21 protein-coding genes are annotated in these 24,411 nt (G+C 61.1%); 15 read left to right on the top strand and 6 right to left on the bottom strand.

All coding sequences use genetic code 11. From position 1 onward, the window contains the following. The first annotated feature begins 34 nt into the window (after positions 1-34). The 5 genes from nikA to JQ848_RS09715 are packed head-to-tail and all read left to right on the top strand — an operon-like array spanning position 35 to position 4,951. Positions 35-1,594: a nickel ABC transporter substrate-binding protein gene (gene nikA / locus JQ848_RS09735; RefSeq protein ID WP_235972443.1), complete on the top strand. Its 1,560-nt coding sequence runs from the start codon at positions 35-37 to the stop codon at positions 1,592-1,594. A gap of 3 nt (positions 1,595-1,597) precedes the next feature. Beyond that, positions 1,598-2,539 (top strand): nickel ABC transporter permease subunit NikB, encoded by a 942-nt coding sequence (nikB, locus tag JQ848_RS09730; RefSeq protein WP_003446393.1) that lies wholly within the window; start codon positions 1,598-1,600, stop codon positions 2,537-2,539. After that, positions 2,536-3,381 (top strand): nickel ABC transporter permease subunit NikC, encoded by an 846-nt coding sequence (gene nikC / locus JQ848_RS09725; protein ID WP_003446390.1) that lies wholly within the window; start codon positions 2,536-2,538, stop codon positions 3,379-3,381. The genes nikB and nikC overlap by 4 nt, the downstream gene beginning before the upstream one ends. Further along, the gene (locus tag JQ848_RS09720; protein WP_160627424.1) at positions 3,378-4,151 is read left to right on the top strand and encodes an ATP-binding cassette domain-containing protein; all 774 of its coding nucleotides are present in this window, start codon (positions 3,378-3,380) and stop codon (positions 4,149-4,151) included. Before nikC ends, JQ848_RS09720 begins: the two co-directional genes overlap by 4 nt. Beyond that, a complete protein-coding gene (locus JQ848_RS09715) occupies positions 4,148-4,951 on the top strand; it encodes an ATP-binding cassette domain-containing protein (RefSeq protein ID WP_161720247.1) in 804 nt (267 codons plus the stop codon). Before JQ848_RS09720 ends, JQ848_RS09715 begins: the two co-directional genes overlap by 4 nt. A gap of 58 nt (positions 4,952-5,009) precedes the next feature. On the opposite strand, the gene JQ848_RS09710 is transcribed toward JQ848_RS09715, so the two are convergent. Both JQ848_RS09710 and JQ848_RS09705 read right to left on the bottom strand, forming a co-directional pair. Then, entirely contained in the window at positions 5,010-6,110 is a 1,101-nt protein-coding gene (locus JQ848_RS09710; protein WP_003446385.1) for a polyamine ABC transporter substrate-binding protein, read from the bottom strand. Further along, positions 6,107-6,931, bottom strand: coding sequence for a carbon-nitrogen hydrolase family protein (locus tag JQ848_RS09705; protein WP_202210545.1), 825 nt, complete (start codon positions 6,929-6,931; stop codon positions 6,107-6,109). Before JQ848_RS09705 ends, JQ848_RS09710 begins: the two co-directional genes overlap by 4 nt. Positions 6,932-7,023: 92 nt before the next feature. On the opposite strand from JQ848_RS09705, the gene JQ848_RS09700 reads away from it, so the two are divergent. The 4 genes from JQ848_RS09700 (at position 7,024) to JQ848_RS09685 (ending at position 11,188) form a co-directional block, all read left to right on the top strand. After that, positions 7,024-7,806: a helix-turn-helix transcriptional regulator gene (locus JQ848_RS09700; RefSeq protein WP_010657230.1), complete on the top strand. Its 783-nt coding sequence runs from the start codon at positions 7,024-7,026 to the stop codon at positions 7,804-7,806. Between the two features lie 113 nt (positions 7,807-7,919). Next, positions 7,920-9,659: a dipeptidase gene (locus tag JQ848_RS09695; RefSeq protein ID WP_127197082.1), complete on the top strand. Its 1,740-nt coding sequence runs from the start codon at positions 7,920-7,922 to the stop codon at positions 9,657-9,659. Positions 9,660-10,061: 402 nt separating this feature from the next. Beyond that, positions 10,062-10,358, top strand: coding sequence for a transposase (locus tag JQ848_RS09690; protein ID WP_010656393.1), 297 nt, complete (start codon positions 10,062-10,064; stop codon positions 10,356-10,358). Continuing rightward, a complete protein-coding gene (locus tag JQ848_RS09685; protein WP_202210380.1) occupies positions 10,355-11,188 on the top strand; it encodes an IS3 family transposase in 834 nt (277 codons plus the stop codon). The genes JQ848_RS09690 and JQ848_RS09685 overlap by 4 nt, the downstream gene beginning before the upstream one ends. Before the next feature lie 380 nt (positions 11,189-11,568). Here JQ848_RS09685 and JQ848_RS09680 read toward each other — a convergent pair whose 3' ends face one another. Next, on the bottom strand, positions 11,569-12,666 hold the full coding sequence (locus tag JQ848_RS09680; RefSeq protein ID WP_202210544.1) for a DmpA family aminopeptidase: 1,098 nt from the start codon (positions 12,664-12,666) through the stop codon (positions 11,569-11,571). A gap of 106 nt (positions 12,667-12,772) precedes the next feature. Then, a complete protein-coding gene (locus tag JQ848_RS09675) occupies positions 12,773-13,873 on the bottom strand; it encodes a polyamine ABC transporter substrate-binding protein (protein ID WP_003446378.1) in 1,101 nt (366 codons plus the stop codon). 377 nt (positions 13,874-14,250) lie between these two features. Between JQ848_RS09675 and msuE the strand changes: the two genes are divergently transcribed. From msuE to mgrA, 5 genes are all read left to right on the top strand, one after another. After that, positions 14,251-14,814 carry an FMN reductase gene (gene msuE, locus JQ848_RS09670; RefSeq protein ID WP_003446376.1) on the top strand — a complete coding sequence of 188 codons (564 nt, stop codon included), beginning with the start codon at positions 14,251-14,253 and terminating at the stop codon, positions 14,812-14,814. A 10-nt stretch (positions 14,815-14,824) separates the two neighbouring features. Continuing rightward, positions 14,825-15,964, top strand: coding sequence for an FMNH2-dependent alkanesulfonate monooxygenase (gene ssuD / locus JQ848_RS09665; RefSeq protein ID WP_160627428.1), 1,140 nt, complete (start codon positions 14,825-14,827; stop codon positions 15,962-15,964). A gap of 177 nt (positions 15,965-16,141) precedes the next feature. Next, positions 16,142-17,329, top strand: a complete 1,188-nt coding sequence (locus JQ848_RS09660) for an acyl-CoA dehydrogenase family protein (RefSeq protein ID WP_202210543.1) — start codon at positions 16,142-16,144, stop codon at positions 17,327-17,329. 8 nt (positions 17,330-17,337) lie between these two features. Then, positions 17,338-18,438, top strand: a complete 1,101-nt coding sequence (locus JQ848_RS09655) for a sigma-54 interaction domain-containing protein (RefSeq protein WP_202210542.1) — start codon at positions 17,338-17,340, stop codon at positions 18,436-18,438. A gap of 31 nt (positions 18,439-18,469) precedes the next feature. After that, positions 18,470-19,507, top strand: a complete 1,038-nt coding sequence (mgrA, locus tag JQ848_RS09650) for an L-glyceraldehyde 3-phosphate reductase (protein WP_003446361.1) — start codon at positions 18,470-18,472, stop codon at positions 19,505-19,507. 131 nt (positions 19,508-19,638) lie between these two features. On the opposite strand, the gene JQ848_RS09645 is transcribed toward mgrA, so the two are convergent. Both JQ848_RS09645 and JQ848_RS09640 read right to left on the bottom strand, forming a co-directional pair. Further along, the gene (locus tag JQ848_RS09645) at positions 19,639-21,075 is read right to left on the bottom strand and encodes an FAD/NAD(P)-binding protein (protein WP_202210541.1); all 1,437 of its coding nucleotides are present in this window, start codon (positions 21,073-21,075) and stop codon (positions 19,639-19,641) included. A 78-nt stretch (positions 21,076-21,153) separates the two neighbouring features. Continuing rightward, positions 21,154-22,554 (bottom strand): LLM class flavin-dependent oxidoreductase, encoded by a 1,401-nt coding sequence (locus JQ848_RS09640; protein ID WP_202210540.1) that lies wholly within the window; start codon positions 22,552-22,554, stop codon positions 21,154-21,156. Positions 22,555-22,935: 381 nt separating this feature from the next. Between JQ848_RS09640 and JQ848_RS09635 the strand changes: the two genes are divergently transcribed. Continuing rightward, entirely contained in the window at positions 22,936-24,162 is a 1,227-nt protein-coding gene (locus JQ848_RS09635) for an acyl-CoA dehydrogenase family protein (protein WP_202210539.1), read from the top strand. The last annotated feature ends 249 nt before the right edge of the window (positions 24,163-24,411 follow it).

Raw genomic sequence — 24,411 nt, 5'->3', positions numbered from 1 at the left:
AACCTGAGGGAGACGCAGTGTGGAGCAGTCAAGGATGAAAAAACAACTTGCCTTATGGATGTCCGGAGTCTGCCTGAGTATGGGCCTGATCGCAGCCCACGCCGCCGACCCGGCCCCCACCCTCACCTATTCGTGGCCGACCAATGCCGGGCCGCTTGACCCCCGGGGTTACTCGCCAAACCAGATGTACGCCCAGGCCATGGTCTATGAGCCCCTGGTGCGGTACACCGACAAGGGCACGCTGGAACCCTGGCTCGCCACCCAATGGACAGTCTCGCCGGACGGCAAAACCTACACCTTTACCCTGCGTGACGCGGTGACCTTCAGCGATGGCAGCCCGTTCAATGCGGCCGCCGCCAAAGCCAGTCTGGACGCCGTACTGGCCAACAGCAAACGCCATCAGTGGATGGAACTGGTCTCCACCCTGGAGGGTGTTGAAGCACCGGACGAGCACACCCTGGTGCTCAAGCTGAAACACCCTTACTACCCGACCCTGATGGAACTGGCGCAAGTGCGCCCGCTGCGCTTCGGCGCACCACACGCCAAACCGGGTGCACCGGTGGGCACCGGGCCCTGGATCCTGGCGCAAACCCGACGCGGCGAATACGACCGCTTCGAGCGCAACGAACGCTATTGGGGGGCCAGACCGGCTTACGGCTCAGTGCTGGTGAAGGTCATCTCCGACCCCGACAGCCGCGCCATTGCCTTGCAGACCGGGGAGCTGGATCTGATTCAGGGCGCCGAGGGTGAAATCTCCCCCGGGACCTTTGTGCGCCTGCGCGACTCAGGTTTCAACACCGCCATTTCCGCGCCCCTGGCTACCCGTTCGGTGGCGATGAACACCGGCCTGGCCCCCACCAACGAACTGGCGGTGCGCCAGGCGATCAATCAGGCCGTGGACAAGGACACCATCATCGCCAAGGTCCTGCATGGTCTGGAACCCCGTGCCGACGCCCTGTTTTCCAACAACATGCCGTACACCGATCTGGGCCTCAAGGCCGCGCCCTACGACCCGCAGCAAGCGCGCCAAACCCTGCAGGCCGCCGGCTGGAAAGCCCAGTCGGGCAAGGGCATCCTTGAGAAGGACGGTCAGCCCCTGAGCATCGAACTGGTGTTTCTGGGCACCAGCGCCCTGCAAAAAAGCCTGGCCGAAATCATCCAGGGCGAGCTGGCCAAGGTCGGAATCGAGGTCAAGCTGCGGGCCGAGGAAGACGGCGCGCTGGTGCAGCGCCAGCGTGAAGGCCGCTTCGGCATGATTTTCGCCGACACCTGGGGCGCGCCTTACGACCCGCACTCCTTTGTCAGCTCCATGCGCTATGCCGGGCACGCCGACTATATGGCCCAGCGCGGCCTGCCGATGAAGGATGCCATCGACGCCAGGATCGCCGAAGTCCTGGGCCAGACCGATGAGCAACAGCGCGCCGAAGGCTACCGCGAAATCCTCACCACCCTGCACGATCAGGCGGTGTATTTGCCGATTTCCTATCTGACCGCCATCAGTGTCAGCCGCAACAATGTGGCTAACGTCCAGTTCGGCAGCACGCTGTTCGACGTGCCGTTCGAAGTCATGCACCCAGCCACCGGGAAGCCCTGAGCCATGCTGCGCTATATCATTTTGCGTCTGGTACTGCTGATCCCGGTGCTGCTGGGGGTGTCGCTGATCGTGTTCATCCTCCTGCACCTGGGCAATGGCGACCCGGCCCTGGATTACCTGCGCCTGTCGCAGATCCCGCCGACCGACACCGCACTGGCAGAGGCACGCCAGGCTTTGGGGCTGGATCGCCCGCTGCCCGAGCAGTACATCAGCTGGCTGTGGAATGCCCTGCACCTGGACTTCGGCACCTCCTACATCACCGGCCGCCCGGTGCTGGACGACCTGCTGTATTACCTGCCGGCCACTCTGCAACTGGGTGGCCTGGCCCTGCTCACCACTCTGCTCATGAGCATCCCGCTGGGCCTGGCCGCCGCGCGCTGGAAAGGCCGCTGGCCGGATCAGGTGGTGCGTTTCATCACCTTTATCGGTGTGTCGATGCCCAACTTCTGGCTGGCCTTTTTGCTGATCGCCCTGTTCTCCCTGTGGCTGGGCTGGTTGCCGCCGATGGGGCGTGGCGGGCCGCAGCACTTGCTGATGCCGGTACTGGCCATCGCGCTGATGTCGATGTCGATCAACGCCCGCCTGCTGCGCGCCAGCCTGCTGGATGTGCGCCAGCAGCGGCATGTGTTCTACGCCCGGGCCCGTGGCCTGAGCGAACGGCGGGTGTGGCGTGATCACATCCTGCGCAACGCCTGGATGCCGCTGGTGACCGCCACCGGCATGCATATCGGCGAACTGCTGGGGGGTGCATTAGTGATCGAAACCATCTTCGCCTGGCCCGGCGTCGGGCGCTTTGCGGTCAGTGCCGTGCTCAACCGCGACTTCCCGGTGATGCAGTGCTTCACCCTGTTGCTCACCACCCTGCTGGTGCTGTGCAACCTGGTGGTGGACATCTGCTACGCCTGGCTCGATCCGCGCACGCGTCTGTCGGGGGTGATGGCATGAGCACCTCAACCATGGCCTTGCCGGGTAAAAAACACGGGATGCGGGTCGGCTATCTGCTGGTCGGCCTGTTGCTGTTGATGGCACTGTTCGGGCCCTGGCTTGCGCCTTACGACGCGACCTTGGTGAGTCTGGATGATCGCCTGCTGCCCGCCAGCGCCAGCCACTGGCTGGGTACCGATCACCTTGGGCGCGACGTGCTTTCGCGCTTGATCGTCGGCACCCAGTTGTCCCTGGGCAGCGTGGTGCTGGTGCTGGCCCTGGTGCTGATCATGGGCGTGGTCATTGGCGGGATCGCCGGGATCGTTGGCGGCAAGGTCGACATGTTTCTGATGCGCCTGTGCGACATGTTCCTGACCTTCCCGACCCTGGTCCTGGCGTTCTTCCTGATTGCGCTGCTGGGCACCGGCCTGACCAACGTCATCATCGCCATCGCCCTGTCCCACTGGGCCTGGTACGCACGCATGGTGCGCGGCATGGTGCTGGCCCAGCGCAACCGCGACTATGTGCTCGCCTCACGGCTGGCCGGGGCCTCGCGCCTGACCCGTCTGCGCCAGCACGTGATGCCCAATGTGGTGGGACAGTTGCTGGTGCTGGCCTCGATGGATATCGGCCACATGATGCTGCACGTCTCGGGCCTGTCGTTCCTGGGTCTGGGCGTGAGCCCGCCGACTCCCGAATGGGGCGTGATGATCAACGACGCTAAGGAATTTATCTGGACCCAGCCGCAACTATTGCTGTGGCCGGGGCTGATGATTTTTATCTCGGTCATGGCCTTCAACCTGCTGGGCGACGCCTTGCGCGACCGGCTTGACCCCAGCGTGCTGGCGGAGATCAAGGAATGAAACATACCCTGAAAATCAGCGGCCTGACCCTCAAGCACCGGCAACGCACCCTGGTCGAGAGTGTCGAGCTGACCCTCAAGGCCGGCGAGGTGCATGCACTGGTGGGGGCCAGCGGTTCGGGGAAATCCCTGACCTGCCTGGGCATCCTCGACCTGTTGCCGCCCGGGGTGCACAGCAGCGGCGCCAGCCTGTTGCTGGACGGGCAGGCAGTTGCGGCCGCCAGCCTGCGCGGGCGCGAAGTGGCACTGGTACTGCAAAACCCGCGCAGTGCTTTCAACCCTGTCCGTTCACTGCGCCAACACGCCTTGGAAACCCTGCAGGCGCGAGGCATACGGGGCGTCGACGCCGAGCAACTGATCCACGCCACCCTGCTTGAAGTCGGCCTGTTTGACGGCCAGCGGGTGCTCGATTCATTTGCCTTCCAGCTCAGCGGCGGCATGCTGCAACGGATGATGATTGCCCTGGCCCTGCTTGCCGACAGCCGATTCTTGCTGGCTGACGAGCCCACCAGCGATCTCGACGTGGTGGCCCAGGCGCGCTTTCTCGACCTGCTTGAACGACTGATGGTGCACCGTAATCTCGGGGTACTGCTGATCACCCATGACATGGGCGTCGTGGCCCGCTGCGCCGATCAGGTCACGGTCATGGCCCACGGCCGGATCGTCGAGCAGGCCGATGTGCATAGCCTGTTCCATGCCCCGCAGAGCCAGGAGGCGCGCACCCTGCTTGCGGCGCATCACTCGTTAACGATGGAGAGCTGCCCGGCATGAATTTATTCCAGATACGCAACCTCAGCCACGGCTATACCGCTGGCGCAATGTTCAGCAAACGGCATCGGGTGCAGGTGCTCAGCGAACTGAATCTGGACCTGCCCGAGGGCCAGAACCTTGGCCTGCTGGGGGGCAGCGGCAGCGGTAAAAGCACCCTCGCCCGCCTGTTGATGGGCCTGGAAACGCCCGACCAGGGCAGCATCCACTTCAATGGCCAGGCGTTGCAGGGCACCCATCCGGAGTTTTTGCAGCGGGTGCAGATGGTGTTTCAGGATGCCCTCAGTGCTTTCAACCCCCAGCGCAGCATTGGCTGGAGCATTGCCGAGCCGTTGCGCCACCTTGCGGGCATGCACCGCGAGGCGTGCCAGGCCCGGGTTGAACAACTGTTGCAGCAGGTCAAACTCGAACCGGCCGACATCGACAAACTGCCGGCGCAACTCAGCGGCGGGCAGCTGCAAAGGGCCGGGATCGCCAGAGCCATGGCGGTTGGCCCGCAACTGATCATTCTTGACGAAGCCCTGTCCAACCTTGACCGGGTATTGCAGGTGCAGATTCTTGATTTGCTCGCAGAGGTGCGACGTGAATCCGGGACAGGGTTCTTGCTGATTACCCATGACCTGAGCCTGGTCCGGCGTTTTTGCCAGCGGGTGGTGGTGCTGGCCGACGGCAACCTGGTGGAAGACCGCGAAGTAACGCCGGGGATGCGCTTCGAGCATCCTGCGGCGCGCATTCTGCAGGAAGCCGTGCTGCCGGCGATGCCCGGGGCCCGACAGGTGGCCCCTCGCACGGCCAGCGCCTAGTCGCCGACCAGGCACGAAGCTGCGCTGGACTGCGCAGCAGCCCCCGGGTATCGGGGGCTCAGGTCCCGCTTTTGACCTTGCTCCACAACCGGGTGCGTATCCGCTCCAGTTTGAGTGCCATGGGCTGAAGCGGGAACAGGGTCGCCATCACTGCCTCGGTCGGGTAAATATCAGTGTCATCGCGAATGACTTTGTCCACCAGCTCCCTGGCGTCCTGGTTGCCATTGGGGTATTTGAGGTGGTTAGAGGTACGGGCAATCACTTCGGGGCGCAGCATGTAATTGATAAACGCCAACCCCTGTTGCGGGTTCGGTGCATCATTGAGCAACACCAGGTTCTCGATCCAGATCGGTGCCCCTTCACGGGGGATGCTGTAGCCAATGGTGCGACCATTGCCAGCCGCCAGCGACGCCGTTTTCGCGTCCTGCACCCCGCCTGCCCAGCCCACCACCACGCAGACATTGCCATTGGCCAGATCGGTGATGAACCTCGACGAGTCAAAGTAACGGATATACGGCCGCACCTTGAGCAGCAATGCCTCGGCCTTTTGGTAATCCTGGGGGTTGCTGCTGTTTTGCGGCAGGCCAAGGTAATGCAGGGCAATGGAGATAATATCGCCCGGGGCATCAAGCATGGCCACGCCGCACTGGCTCAGTTTGCTGATGTTTTCTTCCTTGAAGATCAGGTCCCAGGAATCCACCGCAGCATCAGGACCGAGAGTCGCCCTGACCTTGTCCGCGTCGTAACCAATGCCCGTGGTGCCCCACAGATACGGCACCGCATAGCGATTACCGGGATCATTGTTTTGCATTTTCGCCAGAATGGCCGGGTCAAGGTGTGGCAGATTGGGTAACTGCGAGCGATCGAGCTCCTTCAGCACCCCGGCTTTTATCAAATTAGGCAGCACATCGTTGCTGGCGACCACCACGTCGTACCCGCTGCCTCCCACCATGAGTTTGCTCTGCATCACATCACTGCTGTCGTACACGTCATACACCGAGCTGATGCCGGTTTCAGCCTGGAAATTCTTCGTCGCATCCGGGGCAATAAAGTCATACCAGTTGTAGATATGCACCTGAGAATCCGCCGCCTGCACCTGGGCCAGACCGACACTCAACAGGGTGGCCAGGGCCCAGTTGACACTGCGTTGACTTTTCATTGTGCAACTCCGGTCAGCAGCTCGCGGAGGCCATCTGGGTGGACGATCTGTTCGCCGGCAAGCAGCACACGGCGGTCCTTGAGATAGTCGTAATCACGGCGGGCGGACCTGAGCAGATCAAGGTCCAGCGCCACCACCTGGCGCACTTCTTCGCGTCCGGCCTCAAAGACCACCTGGCCATGGGGGTCAACCACTGTACTGCCACCGGCAAATACCAGGCCGTCATCCCCTGCCCCGACGCGATTGACCATCACGGCAAAGATCTGGTTCTCCTGGGCTCGAGCCATGATGGCGGTACGATGCACCGCACCGTAGGGGTCCATATTGCCGTTGGTGACGATAATCAGATCAGCGCCCAGTTGCGCCAGCGCACGGCTGGTTTCGGGGAACTCGATGTCATAACAGATCAGCAAACCCACTCGAATCCCGCGCCATGGCACCGTGCTGAAACGATCGCCGGGGCAAAAATCACCGCGCTCGGTTGGCCACAGGTGGGTCTTGCGATAAGCCAGCGCTATGCCCTCGGGGGTCACCAGAACCGAGGTGTTGTAGTAGGTGCCGTTGTGCTGTTCAGCCATGCCCAGCACCACCGAAACATCCCGCTCGCGCACGGCCTGCAACACCCTTTGCAGGGCCGGGCCATGCAAAGGTTCGGCGACGCGGGCCAGCTCATCGGCGCCGACAAAGCCGCTCAGATGAGTCTCGGGGAACACCAGCAAATCGGTGCCGGCCTCACAAGTGGCGATGGCATTGAGGGTGCGCGTCAGGTTATAAGCGGTGTCGCCGTCACGGCCTGCCAGTTGCATCAGTTCAATCTTCATCTCAGATCCTTGCACGGGGGATGAACCGAGTATGGAACGCGGCATCGCGCCAATAAATGACATCGATGGGGTAACCCCCTCTGGGTACAAAGATGAGTCTGACATTGCAGGATGTGGCCTGGCATGACGCCATGGGCCGGGTGATTGAAACCCTCGATCGCCCCAATTTCTGGACCGCGCTGGTGCGCTTGCTCGGCCGCTACCTGCCCGTGGACAACTGGGTGGTGCTGATTTACGGCGCCGGCAAGCCCCAGGTACTGGCCGAGTCCCCCGGTGCCGACGGCGCCGTGGACCCGCTGTTCCAGGACTACCTCAAGGGCCTGTACCTGCTGGACCCGTTCTATATCGCCAACCGCGAAGCGCCCCAGAGCGGGTTGTTCCAGCTGCAGGACGTGGCTCCCGAATGCTTTGAACAGACCGATTACTACCAGCGTTATTTCCGTCTGAATATCGTGACCGACGAGGTGCATATCAACGTGCAACTCGACAATGAACGCACCCTCAGCCTGTCCCTGGGCAGCCAGTGCCGGTTCAGCCTGGAACAGACCGCCCTGCTGGGACTGGTCCAGCCGTGGGTCGCGGCGCTGATGCGCCAACGCCTGCTGTTTGAACGCGATCCCGGGGAAGCGCCAGAACTGACGCCCAACTGGCAGGCTCGCCTGGAGGCGGCCACTGCACAGTTGAGTTCGCCCCTCACCGCACGGGAGATGGAAGTGGGCCGGCTATTGCTCAGCGGCTGCTCGAACAAGGAAATCGCCCGCAAACTGGCAATCTCGGCCGAAACCGTAAAAGTGCATCGCAAACACATGTACAGCAAGCTGGGAATCAAGTCCCAGTCGGAACTGTTTTCACTGTTCCTGCAAGCCCAGCAATAGGTGTAGGTGCGAGGGTGAAATAAAGGGGGCTGTTTTTGACCCATTTTCGATAATGTTTTGTTACATTCATCCGCTATTCACCCTCAACCACCTGCAAAGGAATGCCCTGCTCAATGGATTTCTCACTCAAGCAACTGGCCGCCGCAACCCTGATGATGGCCAGCCTCACAGCGTTCACCCCGGCTGCTATGGCCAATATCACCCCGCAGCAGAGCGAGCTCATCCTCAAGTCCTTCAGCGATAAATCGGTAACGGATTTCAGGCAGTTCCTGACCAGCCTGGCCAAGAGCGATCTGGCTAAAACCGATGACCTGGGCCCTGCGATCAATGCTTTTCTCGACAACAAAACCCTGTCCGCCGAGCAGCAGAACGAGATCTATCGCCTGCTGGGCCTGTACACGCGGATCAAGTACGGCAGCGCGGCCACCCAGACCCTGATCGAGCTGGTGGCCATCCCCACCGTCAACGTGGAAGGCGTGCCATCGTACAAGAACCCTGAATTCATCAAGATCGGCGACAAGATCAGAGACCTGGCCAAGGCCTTCAATCTGAACTATCGCAACGTCGATGGCCGGGTCTACGAGATCTCCCTGGAAGGCAAAGGCGATGAAGTGGTGGGCATCCACGCCCATGCCGACGTGGTACCGGTGAGCCCGGAAAACTGGGTACTGAAAGACGGCACCCGGCTTGACCCGTTCAAGGTCACCCTGATCGGCGACCGCATGTACGGCCGCGGCACCGAAGATGACAAGAACGGCATCGTGGTCACGCTGTACGCAATGAAGGTGATCAAGGAAGAAAACCTGCCACTGGCGCGCAATTTCAAGCTGCTGGTGGACACCACCGAGGAAACCAGTGGCGACGCCATTCCGTATTACTTCGAACACAACCCGACGCCCAACTACAACCTGGCACTGGATGGCGGCTACCCGGTGGTCATTGCCGAAAAAGGCTACGGCACGGTGATGGCCAACTTTGCACGGCGTAAAGCAGAAGGCCAGGGTGCAGAAATCACTTCGCTGACCGGCGGCCTGGCCACCAACCAGATCCCGTCGACATCAGTCGCCACTTTTGTCACTGACAAGCCTGCCGAGCTGGCCGCCAGCCTGCAAAAAGCCGGCATTGAATATGCCAGACGCAATGGTGAGAACTTCGAAGTGAGCGCCAAAGTGGTTGGCAAGGACGTGGTGCTGACCGTGACCGGCGTATCCGCCCACTCCTCCAAACCCGACTCCGGGGTAAACCCGGTGGCGCGGATGCTGGACTTCATCAACAGCCTCGAAGGTCAGGTAGCGCTCAAGCACAACCACATCACCGATGCGGCCCGTTATGCAGCCGACAACTGGGGCCTGGACTATCTGGGCGGCAAGTTGGGGATCGGTTTTGCCGATGATTTCATGGGGCCGCTGACCACTTCCCTGACCTATGTCGGGATGGACGACAACAACTTCAAACTGGCGGTCAACCTGCGCGTGCCCAAGGGTGAATCCCCGGAAGCGCTGAAAGCCGAAATCACCGAAAAACTGACGCAGTGGAGCAAGAACAACCATATCCCGTTGACCCTGGAGACCTCCATTGCCGAGCCGATGTACCGCAACCCTGAAGGCGAGTGGGTCAAGGCGCTGCTGGCGGTGGCCACTGAAAACCTGGGCATGGAACACAAGTTCGGCGCCTCCTCGGGTGCGACTTCGGTGCATGAACTGCCCAATGGCGTGCAATTCGGCCTGGCGATGCCCGGGGTCAAATACACCGGTCACAACGATAACGAGTTCAAGACAGTGAACCAGTTCATGCTGGACCTACAGATCGTGACCGAAATGATGGCGCGCGTCGGCCAGCTGCCGAACCTCTGACCCGCCTCCGTGGGAGCTGGCTTGCCAGCGATGCATACACCGGGATTTTCCTGATACACCCCACCGCTGCCATCGCGAGCAAGCTCGCTCCTACAGGTCCACCTGCCCACCCGCCCGGCCAGTGCACCATCATTACTGTGGGAGCTGGCTTGCCAGCGATGCTTACACCGGGATTTACCTGGTACACCGCACCGCACCGCTGCCATCGCGAGCAAGCTCGCTCCTACAGGTCCACCTGCCCACCCGCCCGGCCAGTGCACCATCATTTCTGTGGGAGCTGGCTTGCCAGCGATGCATACACCGGGGTTTACCTGGTACACCGCACCGCTGCCATCGCGAGCAAGCTGTTGTGGCTCAATATTTATGGACCATCATGTAGGAGTATCAACTTAAGGATTCATCATGGGATTTCGGGTCGTAACTGCCGAAGAAAAAGCCGAGGCCATTCGCTTGGTCGTGGAAATGAATTACTCCGTGCCAAAGGCGTGCGAACAAACCGGCGTGGGACCGACGGCTTTGCGGCGGTGGGTTTCCCGATGGCACAAGGAGCATGTAGGAGCCTCGCAAACCACCCGCCCGCAGGATCAAGATCTGATTGATTCGCTTCAGGCCAGATTAGCGCTGCTGGAGGCAGAGAATGACGTCTTAAAAAAGCAGTTGCCCTCTCATCTAAAGGTGCTTTTCAGCCGAATAAAATGATCGAGGGCACCAAAGGCGCGATGTCGGTACGACACCTGTGCTGTCTTTTCGGTGTCCCTCGCAGCAGCTATTACGCGCAACGTCATCCCAAGCGACCGCGCGGAGTTGAGCGTCAGTTGGAGAAGAAAATTCGCCAACTGCATAAAGAGCATCGTGGTGCTTTGGGTAGTAGGGGTTTTAGCAAAGCGCTGAAGAAACAGGGGATGAAAGTGGGGCGTCATCGAATGCGTGGCCTGATGAAAACCCTCGGGCTGGTCAGGCGGCGCGCACGTTACGCCCACTATCGGCGAATGACCAAGCCCTCCAACATCGCACCTAATATCCTGGCCCGTCGCTTTAATCCCGCGGCCCCGAACACTTTTTGGGCAGGAGATATTACTTACATCAGGGTCGGTGGGAGCTGGCTGTATTTGGCGGTTGTCATGGATCTTTTCTCGCGCAGGATTGTAGGCTGGGCGTTTTCGAGAACGGCGGATACGGAGCTTTCACTTAAGGCGTTGCAGCTGGCTGTGGGCATACGCCGTCCTACTTCTGAGCTGGTTTTCCACTCGGACCAGGGCTGCCAGTACACCGCTGAGCGTTTCGTAAAATATTTGGCTGAAAAGAACATTGTGCAGAGTATGAGCCGACGCGGTAATTGCTGGGATAATGCCGTCGTTGAGCGCTACTTCAGATCACAGAAGCACGATTGGTCACCGGAAAACGGCTACCAGAATCATTTCGAGGCAGAGCGGGACGTGATGGATTTTATTGCCCATTACAACCACCGGCGTTGTCACTCCGCCTCGAATAACCTGCCGCCAGTTACTTTTGAGGAAATGGCGGCTTAATACTCCTACGCAATGGTCCAAAAAAACTGGACCACTACAAGCTCGCTCCTACAGGTGCACCTGCCCACCTGCCCACCCACCTAGCCAGTGCACCATTATTTCTGTGGGAGCTGGCTTGCCAGCGATGCATACACCGGGGTTTACCTGGTACACCGCACCGCTGCCATCGCGAGCAAGCTCGCTCCTACAGGTGCACCTGCCCACCTGCCCACCCACCCGGCCAGTGAACCTCATTTCTGTGGGAGCTGGCTTGCCAGCGATGCTTACACCGGGATTTTCCTGATACACCCCACCGCTGCCATCGCGAGCAAGCTCGCTCCTACAGGTCCATCTGCCCACCTGCCCACCCACCCGGCCAGCGAACCATCACTACTGTGGGCTCAGGGTTGCCAGCCTACTTTGGCCAGGGCGCTAAGCAGGCGCTCTGGCTTGAGGGAAAACACCTGGCTGGCGCAACCCTTGAGGTCACTGGCAGCCAGCATGGCATTGAGAATGGCCTCTTCTACCGCGTCTGCGGCAGCCACGAACAACGGTGAGATGTAATCGTTATTGACCATCTGCAACTCGGTGGTCGGCGCCCCCGGATGACCAAAATCAGCCGCCGGCAAACTGCTGTTGCCCACCGAAAAGGCAATGAAGATATCGCCACTGGAATCCTCAGTGCCCCCTCCAACACGTGCAAGACCAACACTGGCCCGCTGCGCAAGCCGGGTGCATTGATGCGGCAACAAAGGTGCATCGGTAGCAATGGTAATCACGATGGAACCCATGCCCGGCTCGCCGACATTGATCTCGCTCCTGAACGGCGACGGCACATCATTCAGTACCTTGCCGACCGGATACCCCGCCACCCGCAGCGCTTCTCGTACGCCGTAGTTGGCCTGCACCAGAGCGCCAACGGTCCAGCCGCCCTGCTCAGTGCTCAGCACCCGCGAAGCGGTGCCGATGCCACCCTTGAATTCATGGCAAATCATGCCCGTGCCACCACCCACATTGCCCTCCTGGACAGGGCCGGACCTTGCATCCAGCAGCGCCAGTTGCACATGCTCGGGGCGCACGTGCTGGCCCCAGATGTCATTCAAGGTGCCATCGTAGGTTTCCAGTACCACAGGCATGCACCAATAGGTGTGCTTCTTGCCCATTTCACGTTCTGCGGCCACCAGCGCATCGCGCACTACACCGACACTGTGGGTGTTGGTATAGGCGATGGGCGTGGTCAGTAAACCAGCTTCGCGAATCCACTCCAGACCGGTTGCGTCACCGTTGCCGTTCAACACATGGACCCCGGCAAAACACGGCTGCAAATGCGCCGCACCGGCCCGCGGCTCAATGACCGTGACACCGGTATGGATGGAAGCTTCGGCGGTTTCTACATTCAGCGTGTGATGCCCGACCCGCACACCCGCAACATCGGTGATTGCGTTATAGAGGCCCGGGGTGCCCGAACCAATGGTTATGCCAAGCTCACGGATACGCATCGTTCTGCTCTCGTTGTGGTCAGTAAAGTGCGCCCAGTGTAGAAATCCGGGCAACACTTGACGATACCCCCCATTCACTACCCCAAAGAGGGTATGGATCAATCCTTTACTTGTCCGACTTGATGCTGGTCCAGGCCCGGGTGCGTACACGCTCGAGCTTCTGGGGCAGCGGCTGCACCACATACAGGTTGTTCAGGGCTTCGCTGGTCGGGGTCAGGTTGGGGTTGCCGGTAATGTCCTTGCTGATCAAGGGCAGCGAGTCTTTGTTGGCATTGGGATAACCGAGAAAATCGCTGATCGGGGCAATGACCTTGGGCTCCAGCAAGTTGTTGAGGAATTCATGGGCCTCGGCGACATTTTTCGCGCTTTTCGGAATGGCAAAGGTATCGAACCAGATGGGCGCGCCTTCCTTGGGCAGACGCCAGTCAACCACCACACCGTTGCCCGACTCTTTGGCCCGGTTGCCGAACTGGTAGAAGCTGCCGGAATAACCGATGGCCACGCAGATGTCACCGTTGGCAATGTCGGTCATGTATTTGGCCGAGTTGAAATAGGTGATGTAAGGACGAACCTTCAACATCAGTTCCTTGGCTTTTTCATAGTCGGCCGGGTTCTGGCTGTTCGGGTCCAGACCCAGATAGTGCAGGGCCAGCGGCAGGATCTCGGAAGGCGAGTCGAGCATGGCCACGCCGCAGGATTTCAGTTTTTCCATGTTCTCGGGTTTGAACACCAGGTCCCAACTGTCCACCGGTGCATTGTCGCCCAGCGCGGCCTTGACCTTGGCCGGGTTGAAACCGATCAGCACCGTGCCGTACATGTAGGGCACCGCGTACTGGTTGCCGGGGTCGTTGGTCTGCAACAGCTTGAGCAAGGCCGGATCTTGATGCTGCCAGTTGGGCAGTTTGGATTTGTCCAGTTTCTGGAATACCCCGGCCTTGATCTGGGTATCGAGAAACTGGTTCGACGGCACCACCAGGTCATACCCCGAGTTGCCGGTCAGCAGCTTGGCCTCCAGGGATTCGTTGGTATCAAAGGTGTCCCAGATCACCTTGATCCCGGTTTGTTTAGCGAAGTCCTTGGGCACCGAAGGCAGGATGTAGTCTGCCCAGTTGTACACCCGCAATTCGCGCTGTTCGGCCTGTACGGCACTGGCCAGCAGGGTCAGTCCGCAGACGGTAAGGCCCAGTAAGCGTTTGATTGTGTGCATGCGTGTGTTCCCCGAAGTCGGCGTGAGATCGATATTTTTTATGTTCTGTACACGGCAGCGGCCTGCAAATGGCCAAGGGCAAGCTCGGCAAACTTTCTTGTTAGAGGGCGGGTGCTTTTGATTCTTGCCGACAACCCTGGCGCATCACAGTGGGAGGCAGGCCAAAAGGGGATAGTTATGGCCAATGTTTATGTCCGGATCCAGCCGTCGAGCCTGCAGGAACTGTTGCCCAGCCAACAGTGGATCAGCAAACACCTGCCCCAAAAACAGCAGCCGATGCGCCAACCCCCGCATTCAGGGGCTTTGTCTGTTGGTACGGAGTTTGCTCAAGGGTATTACCTGTCCACAGTCCGCTGCCCAACAGCCAAGGATCAACCATGTCTCAAGCGCTGCAAGTCGTCGTCGTTTCCGGGGGAGCATTCAGCCCTTCACGCACCCTGGTGCTGGCCGAGGCGATTCTCGACGAACTGAAAACCCGGCTTACCCTCGAAAGTCACTTGATTGAGCTGGGCGATATCGCCCGGCAATTGGGCGGCGCCCTGTCACGCCAGGAGCTTGGCCCCGAGGTCGAAGCACAGATCCGGGCCATCGAGAACGCCGACCTGCTGATTGTTGCGACACCGGTCTATCGCGGCTCCTACCCGGGGCTGCTCAAGCACCTGTTCGATCTGGTGGATATCAACGGCCTGATCGATACCCCGGTGTTGCTGGCCGCCACCGGCGGCAGTGAGCGCCATGCCCTGGTGCTCGAACACCAGCTGCGGCCGCTGTTCGGTTTCTTTCAGGCACTGACCCTGCCGATCGGGGTGTATGCCGTCGAATCCGATTTTGCCAATTACCAGATAACCAGTGAGCCCTTGAAGACTCGCATCCGCCTTGCTGCAGAACGTGCCGCGCCGTTGTTCGGCGTGTCTGCCAGGAACCTGCTGAAAATCGCTTAAGGACTCTGTCATGGATGTGTTCTGGTTTCTTCCCACCCACGGCGACGGCCATTACCTGGGTACCACCCAGGGCGCCCGCCCGGTCACCCTCAACTACCTGAAACAGGTGGCCCAGGCGGCCGACGATCTGGGCTACCACGGGGTGCTGATCCCCACCGGCCGCTCGTGCGAAGACTCGTGGGTGATCGCCTCGGCACTGGTGCCGCTGACCGAGCGTTTACGTTATCTGGTGGCCATCCGCCCGGGAATTATTTCGCCGACGGTCTCGGCACGCATGGCCGCAACCCTGGACCGACTGTCCGGCGGGCGTCTGCTGATCAATGTGGTGACTGGCGGCGACCCGGATGAAAACCGTGGCGACGGCAGCTTCCTCGATCACAGCGAGCGCTATGAAGTCACCGACGAATTCCTGAAAATCTGGCGCCGGGTCCTGCAAGGCGAAGCTGTGGATTTCGAAGGCAAGCACCTGCGCGTACAGAACGCCAAGGCGCTCTACCCGCCCGTGCAGAAACCCTATCCGCCGCTGTATTTCGGCGGCTCTTCCGAAGCCGCCCACGAACTGGCTGCCGAACAGGTCGACGTGTATCTGACCTGGGGCGAACCACCGGCGGCCGTGGCCGAAAAACTGGCCGATGTACGCCAGCGTGCTGCCCGCCAGGGCCGTACCCTGCGCTTCGGTATCCGCCTGCATGTCATCGTGCGCGAGACCGAACAGCAAGCCTGGGCAGCGGCTGACAAACTGATCGAACACATCAGCGACGAGACCATTGCCGCCGCCCAGAAGTCCTTCTCGCGCTTTGATTCTGAAGGCCAGCGGCGTATGGCCGCGCTGCATGACGGCCGTCGCGACAACCTGCAAATCGCCCCCAACCTGTGGGCCGGTGTCGGCCTGGTGCGCGGTGGCGCCGGTACTGCACTGGTGGGCAACCCGCAACAGGTGGCAGCGCGGATCATGGAGTACGCCGACCTGGGGATCGAGAGCTTCATCTTCTCCGGCTATCCGCATCTGGAAGAGGCCTACCGCTTTGCCGAGCTGGTATTCCCCTTGTTGCCCGAGCCGTATGCCAGCCTGGCTGGACGCGGCATCACCAACCTGACCGGCCCCTTTGGCGAAATGATCGCCAACGACGTCCTGCCGGCCAAAGCCTGAGGCCTGCCCTGTCCCCTGTGTAGGAGCGAGCTTGCTGTGTAGGAGCGAGCTTGCCTCGCGAGCTCTTCACAACAGCGCCGCAGATATCAAACCGCCCCAAACAGCTCGCGAGCAAGCTCGCTCCTACAGAAACACAGGGGCACAGCGGCAGGATTTTTTGAATGGAGGCCATAACCCGTGACAGCCCATCTACAAGACGCAGCACTTACCCCGCTGCACACCGCCCGGGCGCTGGCCAGCGAGTTCGCCCACAGCGCGGTCGAACGCGACGAGCGTGGCGGTACGCCCATTGCGCAACGGGATGCCCTGCGCGCCAGCGGCCTGCTGGCCATGAGTATTCCCCGCCAGTTCGGTGGCCTCGGCGCCAGCTGGAGCGATACCTTTGAGGTGGTGCGCGAGTTCGCCCGGGTCGACAGTTCCATTGCCCACGTATTGGGCTTTCATCACTTGATGCTCGCCACTGTCCGGCTGTTCGCACGCCCCGAGCAATGGCAGCCCTGGTTCGAACTGACCGCCCGCCAGAACTGGTTTTGGGGCAACGCCCTCAACCCGCTGGACACCCGCACCACCGTGCGCAATTTCGGCAGCTGGCGCGAATTCTCCGGTAAAAAAAGTTTCTGCTCCGGCGCCAGCGACTCGCAGATGCTGATTGCCTCGGCGGTGGATGAGGCCGCCGGTGGCAAGCTGTTGATCGCCGCCATTCCCAGCGCACGTACCGGCATTACCTTGCATGGCGACTGGGACAACATGGGCCAGCGCCAGACCGACAGTGGCAGTGCCACCTTCGAGCGGGTACGGGTCGAAGAGTCGGACTTGCTGCTCGATCCGGGACCTTTGAGCACCCCGTTCGCCTGCCTGCGGCCTCTGATTGCACAGCTGCATTTCGCCAACATTTTTCTCGGCATCGCTCAGGGCGCGTTCGAAGAGGCACGCCAGTACACCCTAGGTGAAACCCGCCCCTGGTTTAAATCCGGCGCCGCGCAAAACCATCAGGACCCCTATGTACTGGGGCACTACGGCGATTTCTGGGTGGGCCTGGAAAGTGCCCGGCTGCTGCTCGAGCACGCCGCCGCGCAACTGGACAAGGCCTGGGCCAAGGGTCCCAGGCTCAGCGAACAGGAGCGCGGACAGGTGGCCGTCGCCATCGCCACCGCCAAAGTCGCCGCCCACCGCCACGGGCTGGAGCTGTGCAGCAAGGTTTTTGAAGTCACCGGCGCCCGCGCCACCCACGCCGCTGTAGGTCTGGACCGGCACTGGCGCAACCTGCGTACCCAAAGCCTGCACGATCCGCTGGATTACAAGCTTCAAGAATTGGGCGACTGGGCACTGAACCAGAACCTGCCTACTCCCACTTTCTATTCCTAGAGAAACCTATGCAGCTTTTGACGCTACCGCCCTCACCCGCCCTGGCAACGTCGATCCGCGCCACCGCGCAAGTATTCGAAGACCCGAAATCCAGAGCGTTGCTGGCCCATTTGCAGCAGGTCGCCCCCAGCGAAGCCAGCGTACTGATCATTGGTGAAACCGGCACCGGCAAAGAACTGGTCGCCCGCCATCTTCACAACCTGAGCGCACGCCGTAACCGGCCGTTCATTGCGGTCAACTGCGGCGCGTTTTCGGAGTCACTGGTGGAAGCGGAGCTGTTTGGGCACGAGAAAGGCGCCTTCACCGGCGCGCTCAGTGCCAAGGCCGGCTGGTTCGAAGAAGCTGACGGCGGTACCCTGTTCCTCGATGAAATCGGTGATTTGCCGATGGCCATCCAGGTCAAGCTGCTGCGGGTGCTGCAGGAGCGCGAGGTGGTGCGCCTGGGGTCGCGTAAAAGCATACCCATCGACGTGCGGGTGCTGGCGGCCACCAACGTGCAGCTGGAAAAGGCGATTAATGCCGGGCATTTTCGTGAGGACCTGTTTTATCGCCTGGACGTGGTAAGCCTTGAGCTGAGCCCGTTGCGCGAGCGGCCCGGCGACATCCTGCCGTTGATCCGGCACTTTATCGAGGCCTACAGCAAACGCCTGGGCTACGGCGAGGTACGGCTAAGTCCTGCAGCGCAAAGCAAGCTGCAGGGCTATGGCTGGCCGGGCAACATCCGCGAGCTGGAAAACGTGATCCATCACACGCTGTTGATCTGCCGCGACGGCCTGATCCAGAGTGGCGATTTGCGCCTGTCCAATATGCGCATCGAACGCCAGGAGGAGCCCGCCGGCACCGACAAATCTGCCGAAGCCCTGCTGGAGCGGGCCTTTCAGCAACTCTTTGAAGAACACCCCGCAGCCCTGCACGAGAAAGTCGAGGAGGTTCTGTTCCGCGCCGCCTACCGCTTCTGTCACTACAATCAGGTCCACACCGCCAAACTGCTGGGCCTGAGCCGCAACATCACCCGCTCCCGACTGATCAACATCGGCGAACTGGCGGTCAACAAACGCCGGCCCAATGACACACCGCAAAGCGAAAGAATGCTAAACCTGTGCATCTGACCTGTCCAAACACCTGCCCCATGAGGATTCGATGACTTATATCGCTGCCGAAAACCGCTATCAATCCATCCCTTATCGCCGTACCGGTCGCAGCGGGCTGCTGCTGCCAGCACTGTCTTTGGGCCTGTGGCACAACTTTGGCGACAGCACGCCGATCGACACCCAGCGCGCGCTGTTGCGTACTGCCTTCGACCTGGGCATCAACCACTTTGACCTGGCCAACAACTACGGCCCGCCCTACGGCAGTGCCGAGATCAACTTTGGCCGTTTATTGCGCGAAGACTTCAAGCACTACCGTGACGAGCTGATTATCTCCAGTAAAGCTGGCTGGGACATGTGGCCCGGCCCGTACGGCCAGGGCGGCGGTTCGCGCAAGTACGTACTGGCCAGCCTGGATCAGAGCCTGCAGCGCCTGGGGCTGGACTATGTCGACATCTTCTACTCGCACCGCTTCGATCCCGACACGCCACTGGAAGAAACCGCCAGCGCCCTGGCCACCGCAGTGCAACAGGGCAAGGCGCTGTACATCGGGATCTCCTCGTATTCCGGGGTAAAAACCCGCGAAATGGCGGCCTTGCTCAAAGAGTGGAAAGTGCCGTTGCTGATCCACCAGCCGGCGTACAACCTGCTTAATCGCTGGGTTGAAAAGGACCTGCTGGACACCACCGAGGAGCTGGGCACCGGCGTGATTGCCTTTACTCCGCTGGCTCAGGGGCTGCTGACCGACAAGTACCTCAACGGGGTACCGGCCGATGCACGGGTCAATCGTCCGGGGGGTGGCTCGCTGCAAGCCTCGCATCTGTCCGACGCCAATATCGCCCATGTGCGTGCACTGAACGAGATCGCCAAACGCCGCGGCCAAAGCCTGGCCCAGATGGCGCTGGCCTGGACATTGCGCGATCCGCGGGTGACCTCGGCGCTGATAGGTGCCAGCCGGCCGGAGCAAATCATCGAGAACGTCGCGGCGTTGCAGAACCTGAGCTTCAGCGAGCTGGAACTGGCCGAGATCGACCGCTTCGCCCAGGAAGGCGGGATCAACCTCTGGCAGAAGCCCTCGCTGGCCGAATAACCAGGCGCCCACAGGTTCTGTAACCTTCAACATAAAACCCTGTAGGCGCTTGCTCGCGAGCTTTCTATCGAGCCTATATTGATGACCGCATGAACGCGGCCTTCTTGAGAAGCTCGCGAGCAAGCTCGCTCCTACAGGCGAGCTTGCCTGGCCAACCGCTCTGCCAGAGCCTTGGCCTGCAAGGCAACGTCGGTCACCGCAGTGCTTTCCCACCACATTCCGCGCAATGGCGGGCCCATGGCAAACAGCCGTGGCGCAGGCTGTGATGCCGCATCCAGCACGGCACCTGAAGCATCGGCAGCAATCCCCAACCCCAGATTTCCGGGCTGCACCAGCCCACGTCGCAACAGCTGTACCGGCAGCGGTTTATCCACCCGGCGCCAGTCGTACTCGATGCCGGTGGAGTTGATCAGCCCGTCACCTTCGACCCATACCGATTCAGCCTGCCCCCGGTAGCGCAGACGAATCCGTGGCCGACCGCCCACCGCGTCCACCCCTTGCAGGGAGGCTGCGGTAATCGTCAGGCGGCCTTCACTGAGCAGGCGTTGCAGTAACGCATTGCCCTGGGGTGGCGAACGGTGGTGATGACTTTCCCACCAGGGCCGCACATGGCGTACAAACTGACGCCGTTGCGCATCGCTGGCCTGGTTCCAGAGCCTGCCTATATGCACCCGTACCGTATCCAGCGGTGCTTGCCAGTCGATACCCCGGGCCTGTGCCAAACGACATTGGCGGCGCAGTTCACGGAACAATTGCAGGGGGCTGCGCAGCTGTGGTGCCAGGGTCAGAAAGTCTTCCCAAACCGGCGGCTGGCGTCGAACCTGGGGCAATAGCCCGTGGCGCGAGTAGACCTGGATCGGACCGCGATGCCCGGCCTGATGCAAGGTCTCCAGGGCATCGACCATGGTCAGCCCGGAGCCGATGATCAGTACCCGCGCATCCACCGGCAAACCACGCAAGGCTGCAACATCCCAGGGGTCCAGGGCAGCGGCATTGAGCCCGCTGGACTGGCGCTGGGCGGTACGCGCGGCCGGGAACATGCCGGTGGCCAGCACAGCTGCAGCGGCTTGCCATTGGCCACCGTCGCCAAGGGTCACTGTGACCCCCTGTTCATGGGTTTGCAGGTCCACCACGGCATCACGGACGTGGGTCAGGCTTGAACCTGCCGCGGCTCCGATTTGCTGTGCCTGCGCCAGTTTCTGCTGGGCATACAGCCCGAACAGCCCCCGTGGCGGGAACAGCTCGGCCACCGCTACATGCTGTTGATCGGACTCCGGCCAGCCACCAGCGGCGATGTGCGCTTCAAGCCAGCGGGTCAGGTCATCGGGATCGTCCGGCTCGACGCTCATGCGCGCCGCATTGCCGTTCAGGGTGTGCCCCGGTTGCGTCGCACTGTAGGCTTCGCCACGTCCCAGCTCGGGCCGGGGCTCCACCAGCACGATGCGCCGGGCACCTGGCAAGCGCAGCAGTTGCATGGCCAACAGGGTGCCGCTCAGGCCACCGCCAACAATCAAGACATCGGCCTCGCGGATGGCAGGGGTTGCCTGTCCGGCTTGTGGCTCGCTCATGGTATTCACTCGCTTTGGGGGTTTTACAGTTCGACCGGCAGGATCTTCTGCAGATCCTGCGGTGTCCAGCGTTGCGACTCAGGCGCGCTCTTTTTGTCGGCCGCGGTTCAATTCACCGAGGTTGCGCCAGGCCGCCCCCGGATGCCCGTCCGCCAGGAGCGGGCCTTCGCCGAACAGCTTCTCGCGCAAGGTGCCCTTGGTGTATTCCTTTTTGTAGACGCCACGTTTTTGCAACTCCGGAACCAGCAACTCCACGGCGTCAATAAAGGTCTCGTGGGTCACCGCATAGGCCAGATTGAAGCCGTCGACCCCGGTCTCTTCGACCCATTCTTCAAGCAGGTCGGCCACGGTTTCAGGGCCGCCGACGAACAGCGGGCCAAAGCCGCCGATGCCCACCCAGTCGGCCAGTGCATTGGGGGTCCAGAGGGTATCTGGATCAGCGCTGGAGAAGGTTTCCACCGCCGATTTGATCGCATTGGTGGGCACGTTTTCAAGCGCCTGATCGGGCTTGAACTGGCTGAAGTCGATACCGGTCCAGCCCGAGATCAAGGCCATCGCGCCTTCGTAGCTGACATAGCTTTTGTATTCTTCAAACTTGGCTTTGGCCAGGGCATCGGTTTCGCCGAGGATCACCGTTTGCAAGTTGAAGATCAGGATTTTTGCCGGATCGCGGCCCGCCTCGGCAGCACGCCGACGGATATCGCTGACAGTTTTTTTCAGCAAGACCTTGGACGGCGCGGCGACAAACACGCATTCGGCCTGCTCGGCAGCAAACTGACGGCCACGGCTGGAAGCGCCGGCCTGATACAGCAGAGGCGTGCGCTGGGGCGAGGGTTCGCACAGGTGAATACCCGGCACCTGGAAGTGTTTGCCAACATGGCGGATCTCATGAATCTTGCTCGGGTCGCTGAATACCCGCCGCTCGCGATCGCGCAAGATTGCCCCCTCCTCCCAGCTGCCTTCCCACAGCTTGTAGCAAACCTGCAGGTACTCCTCGGCATAGTCGTAGCGCGCATCGTGCTCGGTCAGTGCTTGCTGGCCGATGTTCCTGGCGCCGCTTTCCAGATAGGAGGTGACTATGTTCCAGCCGGCACGGCCCTTGGTCAGGTGGTCGAGGGTCGACAGGCGGCGGGCGAAGGGATACGGGTGCTCGAATGACAGCGAAGCGGTAAGGCCGAACCCCAGGTGCTCGGTCACCAGCGCCATCGGTGGAATCAGCTGCAACGGATCATTGACCGGCACCTGGGCGCCCTGGCGGATGGCAGCATCACCGTTACCGCGGTAGACGTCATAGATACCCAGCACATCGGCGATAAACAGCCCGTCGAACTTGCCTCGCTCGAGGATTTTCGCCAGATCGGTCCAGTATTCGAGGTCCTTGTACTGCCATGAACGGTCACGGGGATGCGCCCACAGGCCGGGCGACTGGTGGCCGACACAGTTCATGTCAAAAGCGTTGAGACGGATTTCGCGGGACATCGAATTACTCCTGAAACTGCGGCGCTGCAACGCCGTTGCGACAATGGAAATCATTGCAGTCGCTATTGCACAGGGCGTGCCGTCAACACCTGTCTTGCAGTCGCTGATGAGGCACATGGCGGCGCAGCAGTCGCAAAACCTGGGCACTCAATAGAGCTGATAAACCTGGGGCCAGGATCAACGACAGCTTCGCTGCCGATCGCAGCCTCGTGACTCGTCAGCAACTACGGGTTGCGGCTGTGCGATTTGGGTACAGGTTGTGGCAGCGCTGTTGGCTGGCAGGCAGTTCGCTGTGCACATGGGACGTTTTTAAAGGCCCGGGCAAACGGCACAGACTATGCAATCCCCCAGGCAGGAATCTTTTTCTTCAGGAGTACTGCCATGACCGTCTCACCTCTGTCCCAGGGCACCGACTACGAAACCCTGGCCAATCGCTTCCGCCCGCTGTTTCGGCAAATCGCCACCGGCAACGTCGTGCGTGAACAGGGCCGTGACCTGCCCCGTGAATCCATCCTGTTACTCAAGCAGGCCGGTTTTGGCGCGGTGCGGGTGCCGGTCGAACACGGCGGGGCCGGTGCTTCGGTGCCCCAGTTGTTTGAGCTGCTGATCGAGCTGGCCGAAGCTGACTCCAATATCCCTCAAGCACTGCGTGCCCACTTTGCATTTGTCGAAGATCGCCTCAATGCACCGCCAGGTCCGGCCCGGGATGCCTGGTTCGCACGTTTCGTGGCAGGCGAGCTGGTGGGTAATGGCTGGACCGAAGTGGGCTCGGTCAAGCTAGGCGAAGTCATCACCAAAGTCAGCCCGCAGGCAGCCGGCTTTGTGCTTAACGGCGCAAAGTACTACAGCACCGGCAGTATCTTCGCCGACTGGATTGATGTGTATGCCCGGCGCTCGGACAACGGCGCTGATGTCATCGCGGTGGTAGATGCCCGCCACCCCGGCGTCACCCACAGCGACGACTGGGACGGTTTCGGCCAGCGCACCACCGGCAGCGGCACCTCGGTGTATGTGGACGTGCCGCTGCCTGCCGAGCACCTGATCCCCTTCGAAACCCGCTTCAAATACCAGACCGCCTTTTACCAGCTGGTACTCCTGGCCGTGCTCGCCGGCATCGGCCGTGCGATAGAACGCGATGTGACGCAAGAAATACGCGAGCGCAAACGGGTGTTCAGCCATGGCACTGCCGACACCAACCGCGGCGATGCGCAAATCCAGCAGGTTGTGGGACAGATATCCGCCCAGGTATACGCAGCCGAAGCCGCGACCCTGCGCTGCGCCGGGCCGCTGCAGCGGGCTTATGTCGCGCGGTTTGGCCACGATCAGGAACTCGAGCGCCAGGCCAATATCGACGCCGAGATTGAAACTGCAAAAGCCCAGGTGGTGGTCTCGGAGCTGATTCTGCGAGCGGCCACTGACCTGTTCAACGCCCTGGGCGCTTCGGGTGTCAGCGTCAGCAAGTCACTGGACCGTCACTGGCGCAACGCCCGCACCGCGGCCTCGCACAACCCCTGGATTTACAAGGCGCGGATTGTCGGCGACTGGACAATCAACGGTACCGAGCCGCTGTATGTGTGGCAGATCGGTAATAGCCTGAAGGCAGGATAAGCCCCCTCCTCCGACTGCAGGAGCCAGCTCGCTCCTGCAGGGCTGTTCCTCAGTCTGCGCCAGGTTTCATCTCGTACCTTGTGTCCAGTGCCAACCAAGGCGCCATACCCCACAGGTGATCACGATCCTGTCCACTACCGCGCAGGGAAGCCTCTCGGCTGGCCGCGGCAGACATGTCAGCCGCTGCCCGTGAACCTCTGCTGGCGTTGTCCCGGGGCACTGAAAGCTGGCGTATGCTCACCCCACCTC

The organism is Pseudomonas paraversuta (genome assembly GCF_904067025.1).
Taxonomy (GTDB): domain Bacteria; phylum Pseudomonadota; class Gammaproteobacteria; order Pseudomonadales; family Pseudomonadaceae; genus Aquipseudomonas; species Aquipseudomonas paraversuta.
The sequence above is the reverse complement of the archived record's forward strand: the minus strand, read 5'-3'. Positions and strand labels throughout refer to the sequence as shown.

Coding starts and splice junctions, on each gene's coding strand:
- JQ848_RS09710 (WP_003446385.1), bottom strand. CDS start 6,110: ATGAAAAGTCAACGCAGTGTCAACTGGGCCCTGGCCACCCTGTTGAGT.
- ssuD (WP_160627428.1), top strand. CDS start 14,825: ATGGATGTGTTCTGGTTTCTTCCCACCCACGGCGACGGCCATTACCTG.
- JQ848_RS09705 (WP_202210545.1), bottom strand. CDS start 6,931: ATGAAGATTGAACTGATGCAACTGGCAGGCCGTGACGGCGACACCGCT.
- JQ848_RS09655 (WP_202210542.1), top strand. CDS start 17,338: ATGCAGCTTTTGACGCTACCGCCCTCACCCGCCCTGGCAACGTCGATC.
- nikC (WP_003446390.1), top strand. CDS start 2,536: ATGAGCACCTCAACCATGGCCTTGCCGGGTAAAAAACACGGGATGCGG.
- JQ848_RS09635 (WP_202210539.1), top strand. CDS start 22,936: ATGACCGTCTCACCTCTGTCCCAGGGCACCGACTACGAAACCCTGGCC.
- JQ848_RS09700 (WP_010657230.1), top strand. CDS start 7,024: ATGAGTCTGACATTGCAGGATGTGGCCTGGCATGACGCCATGGGCCGG.
- JQ848_RS09690 (WP_010656393.1), top strand. CDS start 10,062: ATGGGATTTCGGGTCGTAACTGCCGAAGAAAAAGCCGAGGCCATTCGC.
- msuE (WP_003446376.1), top strand. CDS start 14,251: ATGTCTCAAGCGCTGCAAGTCGTCGTCGTTTCCGGGGGAGCATTCAGC.
- nikA (WP_235972443.1), top strand. CDS start 35: ATGAAAAAACAACTTGCCTTATGGATGTCCGGAGTCTGCCTGAGTATG.
- JQ848_RS09715 (WP_161720247.1), top strand. CDS start 4,148: ATGAATTTATTCCAGATACGCAACCTCAGCCACGGCTATACCGCTGGC.
- JQ848_RS09640 (WP_202210540.1), bottom strand. CDS start 22,554: ATGTCCCGCGAAATCCGTCTCAACGCTTTTGACATGAACTGTGTCGGC.
- mgrA (WP_003446361.1), top strand. CDS start 18,470: ATGACTTATATCGCTGCCGAAAACCGCTATCAATCCATCCCTTATCGC.
- JQ848_RS09720 (WP_160627424.1), top strand. CDS start 3,378: ATGAAACATACCCTGAAAATCAGCGGCCTGACCCTCAAGCACCGGCAA.
- JQ848_RS09695 (WP_127197082.1), top strand. CDS start 7,920: ATGGATTTCTCACTCAAGCAACTGGCCGCCGCAACCCTGATGATGGCC.
- nikB (WP_003446393.1), top strand. CDS start 1,598: ATGCTGCGCTATATCATTTTGCGTCTGGTACTGCTGATCCCGGTGCTG.
- JQ848_RS09680 (WP_202210544.1), bottom strand. CDS start 12,666: ATGCGTATCCGTGAGCTTGGCATAACCATTGGTTCGGGCACCCCGGGC.
- JQ848_RS09685 (WP_202210380.1), top strand. CDS start 10,355: ATGATCGAGGGCACCAAAGGCGCGATGTCGGTACGACACCTGTGCTGT.
- JQ848_RS09675 (WP_003446378.1), bottom strand. CDS start 13,873: ATGCACACAATCAAACGCTTACTGGGCCTTACCGTCTGCGGACTGACC.
- JQ848_RS09645 (WP_202210541.1), bottom strand. CDS start 21,075: ATGAGCGAGCCACAAGCCGGACAGGCAACCCCTGCCATCCGCGAGGCC.